Raw genomic sequence first — 9536 nt, forward strand, 5'->3', positions numbered from 1 at the left:
GGATAAGAACAGCCAGAAGTTTACGCACGGCGCCACTCCCTTGAGTCCGCTGAATTGGGACGCGAGAGCGCGGCTCTGCGGATGTCCCCGCGACTCTCATGCACGAAAGTGGGAGGCGCGGAGCAACGTCGCCATTAAAATCAAGTTTAGGGGTTCTCAGCATGTTCGGAACGCACGACTGGAACGATTGCCGGCATCAGCCGTCTCACCCGCGCTCGCCGGCCTTGCTGTCGGCAACAGAGTCCGGACTGGCGATTTCGACCACGCAGCCGGACCCTGGATGGATCGTCAAACGAAACCCGTGAAGCTTGACGATCGCCGCGACCAGGTTGAGGCCGAGTCCAAATCCGGGTGCGGTCCTGAGTTTTTCCGATCGATAGAATCGTTTCAATACGGCATCACGTTCGAGCTCGCTGATACCCGCGCCGGTGTCCTTGACGCGGATGATGCTCTCGGCATTATCGCGGAACAACGAGATCTCGACGCAGCCTCCGGCCGGCGTAAATTTGACCGCGTTGTCGACGAGATTGACGACGGCCTCCATTAGCAGGTCGCGGTCGCCGTCGACGACAGCTGCATGCGTGAGATCGACGCGCAGGACGATATTCTTGCCTTCCGCGATCGGTTCGTAGAGTTCGCCGACCTCGTGCAAGAGGTCTGCGAGCGCGACTTTGCCGAACCCCGCCGACCGGCGGCTATTTTCGATTTCGACAAGTCGCAGCAGGGCCGTGGTCATTGCCAGCGACTGATCGATTCCTGCGACGGCCTTGTCGGCGACCAGCCGAAATTGCTCCAGCGTTTGGGCGTTGGTCCGACCGCGTTCGAGCATCAGCCGCACGCGGGCAAGCGGCGTACGCAGATCATGCGCGATATCGTTTCCGATCCCGGCGATGGCGTGTATGAGAGCCTCGATTTCGTCGAGCATGCCGTTGACGATGGAGGCTAGCTTGGCGAAGGGATCATCGCCCGCAAGCTTCGGCAGGCGTTCGCGCAAATCCCCGGCGACGATGCGTTGGACGTGCTGGTTGACATCTGCGATCCGTCGCTCGACCCGCATGCTCAACAGCGCCCCAGTCGCGAGGCAAAGCACAAGAGCCGGGATCAGTCCTAACGCCAGAGCCTGGCCAACAACCCTGGATAGCTCGATGGCTTCATCGACATCGCGGCCGAGCACGAGGACATCGCCGTCGGGCAGGGTTGTTCCGATTGCCCGAACCGTCCAGGCCTCAACGCCGCTTTGGCCGCTTCTTGTCACCCCGATGCTATGCACCGCACCGTCGAGCTCGAGACCGGGCGGTGGGCCGTCGAGATTGCCGGCGATCCTGGTCCGATCCGGACGAAATAGTCCCGCGAACTGGACGCCGCGCGGATCCTCGCTCAAATGGTATTGGATGATATCAGTTTCCTGCTCGGGAGACAAAGCCGCCATCACTCTCAATTGCGAGGCGATGACATGATCGGAGCGAGTGACCAGATAGCGGTCGGTCTTCCAGTAAGTGAAGCCGAACAACACCAGAACGAAGACGGCGAAGGCGCCGGCGGCCCCGGCAGCCGAGCGAAAGGTGGTCGTGCGCGCAAGTTCCGGAAGGCGCATAACGGTGCCGGCTACGTGCTTGGTTTCCAGAAGTCAGCTTAGCTCATTCTCGATCGCACTGCGAATCGCAAGCGTTGTAACGACGGCGTCGATGGGCTTCGAATTCCTGCGGAAAGGCCAGCACCCGGCCGCACAGTACCAAGAGCCATCCAAGCTCTAGGCATGCATCGCGACCAGTGCACTTCGTGCCCTCACCGACCGCTTGGTAGCTGCCTGCACCTTCTCGAAAGCCTTGGCCTCGAGCTGTCGAATTCGCTCCCGGGACACCTTGAACTGGATCGCGAGGTCTTCCAGCGTCATTGGTTCGTCGACGAGATGGCGGGCCTCGAAGATGCGCCGCTCGCGATCGTTGAGCACGCCGATGGCGCGGACCAGCGCATCGCGCCGATGATCCATCTCGTCGAGCTCGACCACGATCGCTTCCGGCGAGGGGCTCTCGTCGACCAGTTGCTCCAGCCATTCGCCCGCGTTGTCCTCGTCACGGATCGATGCGTTCAGCGACAGATCTCCGCCGAGGCGCCGGTTCATGTCCACGACGTCGCGGTTCTCCACGCCAAGCGTAGTGGCAATCGTCGTGACCTGATCGGGGCGCAATTCGGCATTGTCGAGCGCCGAGATCTTGGCCTTGGCCGAGCGCAGCTTGAAGAACAGCTTTTTCTGGCTTGCGGTGGTGCCGATCTTCACAAGCGACCATGACCGCAAGATGTAGTCCTGGATCGAAGCCCGGATCCACCAGATCGCATAGGTCGCGAAGCGGAAGCCGCGGTCCGGGTCGAAGCGATTGATGGCCTGCATCAGGCCGACATTGCCTTCGGAGATGACTTCCGACAGCGGCAGGCCATAGCCGCGGTAGTTCCTCGCGATCTTGGCAGCAAGACGCAGGTGGCTGGTGACGATCTGGTCGGCGGCCTTGCGATCTCCCTGCTCGCGCCAGCGCTTGGCGAGCCGGTACTCGAGCTCCTTCTCAAGGATCGCGAAGCGCCGGATATCACCCAGGTAACCTGAATCCGGGTTGCCCGCAGCGGATGCCGGCCAGCGGGCGGCGGTCGGAAGCGCTGTCCGGGCAGGCAATCGGGAATGATTTGTGCTGATACCGTCGACGATCATCTCGGTCGCTCCGTTATGGAAACCTGGTGCCTTGTATCGCTCGGGTCATCGATGCGTCGAAGGCGATATCGAGAAGATAACGGAGCTGCGGGCGGCAACCATTAAATTGGCCTTTAGGACACTAAATTCGCGTTGAGAGTCTGCTGCTCGCTTGTGCTCGCAAAGGCGACGGCCGACCTCGCATTCAGCGAGACCGGCCGCCTGTGTCGGGTAGACCTCGTCGCTGCAGCCTAGCTGCAGGCGGGCGGCCAAGTCTGAGATGCCGGCGGAAGATTGTAGTTGTAAGTCGTGCAACCGAGACCGTCATACACGCCGTAGCCGACGTGACGCCTTGCGCCGAAATCGGGAGAGGCCATTCGAGGGCCAACCCCCGTGTGCGAGCCAGCGATGCCTCCCATATGACCGCCGAAGCCGCCCATATGAACACCGCCGCCGAAGCCTCCCGTCCCACTGCCCCCGCCGCCCCGTGCCTGCGCTCCGGTCGCAAGCAGACTTCCGGCCAGCAACGCGCTCGCCAAGATTATCATCGTTCGTTTCATGACATCGTCCTTTCATTGTCTTCTGTTCCGTCGAAGGGCACGCCATAGCCTGACGTTGGCATCGACGATTCGATCATTGGAAAATGGTGCGGAGAAACTGCGCTGCCACTAAATTCGAATTCAGCGGACGACGGCGTCGCTAACCGTCAAATGGCTGGAGCAGGGCAGATGATCTCAGCCACGCAGCCTGTGGCAGTGTTGAGCGCCAATCGGAAGCCATGCAACTTCATGATGGCCGAGACGAGGCTCAAGCCCAGGCCCGCGCCCTGCGTATTCCGGCTCTTGTCGGATCGATAGAAGCGCCGCGTGACGACGGCTCGCTCGCTTTCGCCGATTCCCGGCCCGGTGTCGCAGATCCGGATGATGTTTTCGCCTTGGCGATGGACGGAGGCAATGTTGATGGATCCACCCGCGGGCGTGAATTTGACCGCATTGTCGACCAGATTCATCACCGCCTCGAACAACAGGTCACGGTCGCAATAGACGGTTGCGTTCCCCTCGGACGCGATGTGCAATGTGACCTGCTTGTCCTCCGCGATCGGGTCGTAGAGATCGCCGACTTCCTGCACGAGTTCCGCGAGCGAGACTTCACTGAAATTCGCTCTGCCCCGGCTGTTCTCGATCTCGGTGATCCGCAACAGCGCGGTGATGATGGTCAGCGATTGATCGAGCGCGCCGATCGCGCGGTCAGTGACGCCCTGCAGTTCCGCAAGCGTGGTGGCGTTGGCGCGACCGCGTTCAAGGCAGACTCTCGCTCGGGTGAGCGGCGTCCGCAGATCGTGCGCGATCTCGTTACCGACCCCGGCCATCTCGGTGACCAAGACCTGGATATCGTCGAGCATGCCATTGGCGACCGCGGCAAGCTTGTCGAACGGGTGATCGAGGCCAGAGACCGGGATCCGCTCGCTCAGATTGCCCGACAGGATGCGCCTGACCAGGGCGTTCAGGCTTGTAACACGCCGCTGCACGCGGACGCTCAGAATGGCGCCGATCGCGAGACTGAGGCCAAAGGCTACGGGAAGGGCGAGCAGCAGCGCGCGCGCCACCGCTTCGGCGAGTTCCTTGAGCTCGCCATTGTGACGGGCAATCACCAGGATATTGTCGTCGGGGAGACGACGGGCAACTGCCCGAACCGCCATCGCCTCGTGCCCGTGCTGATCGATCCTGACGACATGTGCAGTCTGGACGGTCGCGTTGAGGGGAAGTCCTCGCGGCAAGCTCTCCACGTTGCCGGCGATCCGATGCCCGTCGGCGCCGAACAGGCCGGCGAGCTTGACGCGGCGCGGATCTTCGCTCAGCCGGTCATCGATCGCGCCCAACTGCCGGTCCGGGGTATCTCCCGCGATGGCGAGACTCTCCTCGGATATCGCGGCATCCATCTTCGCCAACATATAGCTCGCGGCTTCCCAATACACGAAGGCCGAGAAGAGCAGGATGCAGACGGCGAACGCAATGGAAGTCCAGCGGAAGGTTGTGGTTCGGATGAAATCAGGAAGGTTCACGGAGAATAAATCCAGAGCCGCGGACGTTATGGATCATGGGGGCTTCATTCGGTCCATCCACCTTGTGCCGTAACCGGCCCATATGGACGTCCACCAGATTGGTCGCCGGCACGAACTTGTAGTTCCAGACCTCCTCGAGCAGCATTGCGCGCGTCAGCAACTGGTCGCTTCGCTGCATCATGTATTCGAGCAGGCGGAATTCCCGCGGCAGCAGATCGATCGCGCGGTCGCCGCGCCTGGCTGTCCGCGAGATCAGATCGAGTTCGAGCGGCCCCACGCGCAGCATGGTTTCCCGGGACTCAGCTGGTCGCCGCAACAGCGCTTCGATCCTTGCAACCAGCTCCACGATCGCGAACGGTTTGGTGAGATAGTCATCGCCGCCCGAACGCAATCCGCGAACGCGCTCGTCGATGGCCCCAAGCGCACTCAGGATCAGAACGGGGATGCGGACCCGCTCCTGCCTCAAGGCCTCGATGATCGTCAGGCCGTCCATTCCGGGCAACATGCGATCGACGATCAGCGCATCCGGACGGCCGGCACGAGCCTTGTCCAGGCCTTCAATTCCGCTGGCGGCCCGCTCGATTTCGAAACCGCGCTGTATCAGTTCGTCGGCGATCTCCTCGGCGGTTTCGCTATCATCCTCGATCAGAAGAATCTTCGTCATCGGCAATTTCCCGATAGAAGCGGTCGGACCGACCATATCATGTCGCTGGCCCGGTGTTAGCGAGCTGCGCGGAGCGCTGTTGTCCAGAGCCATGGTCATATCCTGCACCTAACTTCAGTCGAGCCCCTTTGCACCTTTGGTCAGAGACGGGATCGGGCTCACCAATCCCGGTCGAAAACAACCCCTTGTGGGAGCATGTCTTCGCCCGCATCTGCGGCTTCGCCGTGGATCGCGAAGATATCTGCCCCGGCTACCAGGCATATCTAGGACGTCGAACCGGGAGATGCCATTAAATAGCGTTTCAGAATCGAGGCTTAGCAGCCGCAGCACGGCTGGAAGGCCGCCCGGGGACAGCCTAAATTTGTTTTTATTGAAAGAAGCCGGTTCGACTTGCGAAGGTTGACGTGGGGATCAGTGTTCGCTTCATCGCCCACACGAGCCTAAAGACATCCGGGCAGCCTGCACAGACTCGATTAGATTTCCGCGAGTCCTACGCGCTCGCGGCTTCGGTCGAACGGTTCAAAGAGCGCATCGTTTCGCGCGACTTCGGCCGCTTCGCCATGCGTCACGCCTGGACCGGGAGGCTGGAAAGCACCTTGTCCAGGGTGATCGGATAGTCTCGAATCCTTGCACCGCAGGCGTTGTGGATGGCGTTGGCGAGCGCTGCGCCCGCGCCGCAGATGCCGAGTTCGCCAATTCCTTTGCTCTTCAGCGGGTTGGAGAAATTATCGAGCTCAGGAAGAAATACGGCATCGACTGCGGGAATATCGGCGTGCACCGGCACATGGTATTCGGCCAAGTCGTGATTGACGTAAAAGCCGAACCGCGGGTCGAGCGCCATGGCTTCCTGCAAGGCAGCGCCAACGCCGAAGATCATGCCGCCGATGGCCTGGGACCGCGCGGTCTTTTCGTTCAGGATACGGCCAGCGGTGAATACGCCCAGCATGCGCCGCAGCCGTACTTCACCAGTGTCCTGATCAACTCCCACTTCGGCGAATTGCGCGCCATAGGATTGCTGCGAGTAATCCTTGTTGTTTCGGCCGGGCGCGATCTCCCCATCGGCGTCAATTCCGGCGCCCACAAGGTCCGTCAACAACCTTGATTGTTCTCCGGTTGCGATGCTGCCGTCCGCAAAGCGGGCGGTCGCTGGATCCATGCCGGCGATTTGGGCGAGCTTTTCGCGAAGGGCCTCGCAGGCTTCGAACAGCGCGGAGCCTGAACTGCCGGCGCCCCACGAGCCGCCGGAGCCCGCGGCCTCCGGGAAACTCGTGTCACCCAATTCGACGCGGACTTGCTCGATCGGCAGCCCAAGCATCTCGGCGGTGATCTGGGCCAGAATTGTGTAGGTGCCGGTGCCGATATCCGTCATCGCCATCCGGACGGTGGCAACGCCATCCGGCGTCAAACGGACATTGGCCTTGGAGGGCCGGAGCGGATTACCGCGGGTGGCGGCCGCCACACCGATCCCCACCAGCCAACGACCGTCGCGGGCCTGGCCCGGCCTGGCGTTGCGCCTGTCCCATCCGAACCGGTGCGCACCTTCCTGAAGGCAGGGAATCAGGTGCCGGCTGGAATAGGGAATGTGCTTTTCCGGATCTTCGCTGGGCTCGTTGCGAATGCGTAGTTCGATCGGGTCGAGGTCGAGCTTCTCGGCGAGTTCGTCCATTGCGCATTCAAGCGCCATAAGGCCGACTGCTTCACCCGGCGCACGCATCGAGGACGCAACGGGGATATCGAGCGGCGCCAGCCGATGCCGGGTCAGCCGATTGGCGCCTGCATAAAGCGTGCGGGTTTGCAGCGCCGCGCCTTCATAGGTCTGTTCGGTGGGCAGATTGCCGGAAAAGACGTCGTGACCGATGGCGAGCAGTCGACCTTGCCGATCCGCGCCAAGGCGAAGGCGCTGAATGGTGTCGGAACGATGTGTGGTGACGTGGAAGATCTGCTGCCTGGTGAGCGCTGTCTTGACCGGGCGCCTCAGTTGCCGCGAGGCGATTGCCGCAAGAATGGCGTCGGCATTCACCCATAATTTCGCGCCGAAGCCGCCGCCGATGAACGGGCTGATCAGCCGTACATTCTCCACCGGAATCTTCAGAGTTCGGGCGACCACCTGCTGCCCCTGGTTCAACATCTGGTTTGCGGTATGGAGCGTGAGCTTGTCTCCGTCCCATGCAGCCAATGTGGCGTGCGGCTCCATCATCGCGTGACTTTGCAGGGGGGTGGCGTAGGTGACGTCGAGCCGTACCGGCGCGGATCCGAACGCGTTCGCGAAATTTCCGACGGCGCTGTCCGCGGCCGGGGCATCGGTCGGCCGCGGCGCGCGCGCCTGCGCCAGATTATCGCGCAGCGCGTAGTTTCCGGGAGCACGATCATAGCCGACGCGGACGAGATAAGCCGCGGCCCGGGCTTGTTCGAAGCTTTCAGCAACCACGAAGGCAACCGGCTGACCGTATTGCGCCACCTCCGGCCCCGTAAGCACGGGATGAGCTTCGCGATGATTGCCGCTGCCCTGTTGCGGTGCATTGAGATGAGTCAGAACCAGAAGCACACCGCCCGCCTGCTCGGCCGCGCTGGTGTCGATCGATCGGATCTTTCCTTTGCCAATTGAGGCCTCGACGACAAAGCCGTAGGCGACGCCGGGCCCTTGCTGCATCTCGAACGCGTAGCGTGCGCCGCCGGTGACCTTCAGCCGGCCGTCAACACGCGCGAGCGGCTTGCCGACAACACCTTGAGGATCGCCGTCAAGCGCGTTCAAGCCGACGGGTGAGTTCATTTCCATGGCTTTATCCTTCAGGTCCGGGTGACTTCCGACAGCACGGCGTGCAGCGTTCGTCGCGTCAGCGGAATCTTGAAATCATTGCCGCCGAACCCATGAGCCTCCACGAGGACTTCGGAGGCGGCCGCATCGAAGGTGCTCGTCATCGCCGGCGAGTCCATAAGCTTCTGCTCGGAGCGGGACGTGCGCCATGGCTTGTGGGCCAGTCCGCCAAAGGCAACGCGCGCCGAACGGATTCGACCGGCCGTCGCATCGACAATGGCGGCGACGGAGACCAGCGCGAAGGCGTAGGATGCCCTGTCACGCACCTTGCGGTAGACCTGTAGTCCGGGAGGCGGCGGAGGCAGCGTCACCGAGGTGATGATTTCGCCAGGCTTGAGAGCCGTCTCGATTTGCGGCGTGTTGCCGGGAAGACGGTGAAAGTCGGCGATGGGAATCTCGCGCGCCTCGCCATTTCCGTTGACCGTTTCCACCTTGGCGTCCAGCACGCGCATGGCGACCGCCATGTCGGAGGGATTTGTCGCGATGCAATGATCGCTGGTGCCGAGAATGGCATGAATGCGGTTGAAGCCGCCAAGCGCGGCGCAGCCGGAGCCGGGCACGCGCTTGTTGCAGGGCTTGGTCACGTCGTAGAAGTAGTAGCAGCGCGTGCGCTGCAACAGGTTGCCGCCGGTGGTGGCCTTGTTGCGCAGCTGGGCGCTGGCGCCCGCCAGCAAGGCGCGACTGAGCACGCCATAGCGCTGCCGTATGCGAGACTCGGCGGCGAGGTCGCTGTTGCGCACCATCGCGCCGATGCGCAATCCGCCGTCCGGGGTATCCTCGATCTTGTCGAGCGGCAGGTGGTTGATATCGACCAGCTCCGAAGGCGTCTCGACCTGCAGCTTCATCAGGTCGAGCAGGTTGGTGCCGCCGGCGATCAGTTTGGTGCCGGGTTTCGCCGCGGCGGCAGCGGCTTGCGCCAGCGAATCGGCGCGCGCGTACGTGAAAGCCTTCATGACTGGATTCCTGCCGACTGCTTGATCGCTGCCACGATGTTCGGATAGGCCGCGCAGCGGCAGATATTGCCGCTCATCCGTTCGCGGATCTCGGCATCGGTGAGCTCGGCCTGTGCTTTTGCCAGATCGGCGGTCGCATAGCTCGGCATGCCCGCCTGAGCTTCGCTCAGCATGCCGATGGCCGAGCAGATCTGGCCTGACGTGCAGTATCCGCACTGAAAGCCGTCATGCTCGACGAAGGCGGTCTGCATCGGGTGCAGATTATCGCCGTCGGCGAGTCCCTCGACCGTGGTGATGGACTGGCCGTCGTGCATCACCGCCAGCGTCAGGCAGGAATTGATCCGGCGGCCGTCGATCAGCAC

7 protein-coding genes are annotated in these 9536 nt (G+C 62.3%); all 7 read right to left on the bottom strand.

Going from position 1 to position 9536, the window contains the following annotated elements; translation table 11 throughout:
- Positions 1 to 205 precede the first annotated feature (205 nt).
- Entirely contained in the window at positions 206 to 1594 is a 1389-nt protein-coding gene (locus tag WCB02_RS29885) for a sensor histidine kinase (protein ID WP_423963593.1), read from the bottom strand.
- Between the two features lie 156 nt (positions 1595 to 1750).
- Complete coding sequence (rpoH, locus tag WCB02_RS29890; RefSeq protein ID WP_423963595.1) at positions 1751 to 2701, bottom strand: RNA polymerase sigma factor RpoH; 951 nt, start codon at positions 2699 to 2701, stop codon at positions 1751 to 1753.
- 685 nt (positions 2702 to 3386) lie between these two features.
- Positions 3387 to 4742: a sensor histidine kinase gene (locus WCB02_RS29895; protein ID WP_423963597.1), complete on the bottom strand. Its 1356-nt coding sequence runs from the start codon at positions 4740 to 4742 to the stop codon at positions 3387 to 3389.
- Positions 4729 to 5406: a response regulator transcription factor gene (locus tag WCB02_RS29900; protein ID WP_423963601.1), complete on the bottom strand. Its 678-nt coding sequence runs from the start codon at positions 5404 to 5406 to the stop codon at positions 4729 to 4731. Before WCB02_RS29900 ends, WCB02_RS29895 begins: the two co-directional genes overlap by 14 nt.
- Before the next feature lie 565 nt (positions 5407 to 5971).
- Entirely contained in the window at positions 5972 to 8182 is a 2211-nt protein-coding gene (locus WCB02_RS29905) for a molybdopterin cofactor-binding domain-containing protein (protein ID WP_423963604.1), read from the bottom strand.
- Between the two features lie 11 nt (positions 8183 to 8193).
- Positions 8194 to 9174 (bottom strand): FAD binding domain-containing protein, encoded by a 981-nt coding sequence (locus tag WCB02_RS29910; RefSeq protein WP_423963606.1) that lies wholly within the window; start codon positions 9172 to 9174, stop codon positions 8194 to 8196.
- Positions 9171 to 9536, bottom strand: a 366-nt coding sequence (locus WCB02_RS29915) for a 2Fe-2S iron-sulfur cluster-binding protein (RefSeq protein WP_423963608.1), incomplete at its 5' end; no start/stop codon positions are given. The genes WCB02_RS29915 and WCB02_RS29910, both read right to left, overlap by 4 nt.

It is taken from the genome of Bradyrhizobium sp., assembly GCF_049581145.1.
GTDB lineage: Bacteria > Pseudomonadota > Alphaproteobacteria > Rhizobiales > Xanthobacteraceae > Bradyrhizobium.

Bases quoted from the DNA above. Each gene is read 5' to 3' on its own strand.
- WCB02_RS29885 (WP_423963593.1), bottom strand. From the start codon at position 1,594: ATGCGCCTTCCGGAACTTGCGCGCACGACCACCTTTCGCTCGGCTGCC.
- WCB02_RS29910 (WP_423963606.1), bottom strand. From the start codon at position 9,174: ATGAAGGCTTTCACGTACGCGCGCGCCGATTCGCTGGCGCAAGCCGCT.
- WCB02_RS29900 (WP_423963601.1), bottom strand. From the start codon at position 5,406: ATGACGAAGATTCTTCTGATCGAGGATGATAGCGAAACCGCCGAGGAG.
- WCB02_RS29905 (WP_423963604.1), bottom strand. From the start codon at position 8,182: ATGGAAATGAACTCACCCGTCGGCTTGAACGCGCTTGACGGCGATCCT.
- rpoH (WP_423963595.1), bottom strand. From the start codon at position 2,701: ATGATCGTCGACGGTATCAGCACAAATCATTCCCGATTGCCTGCCCGG.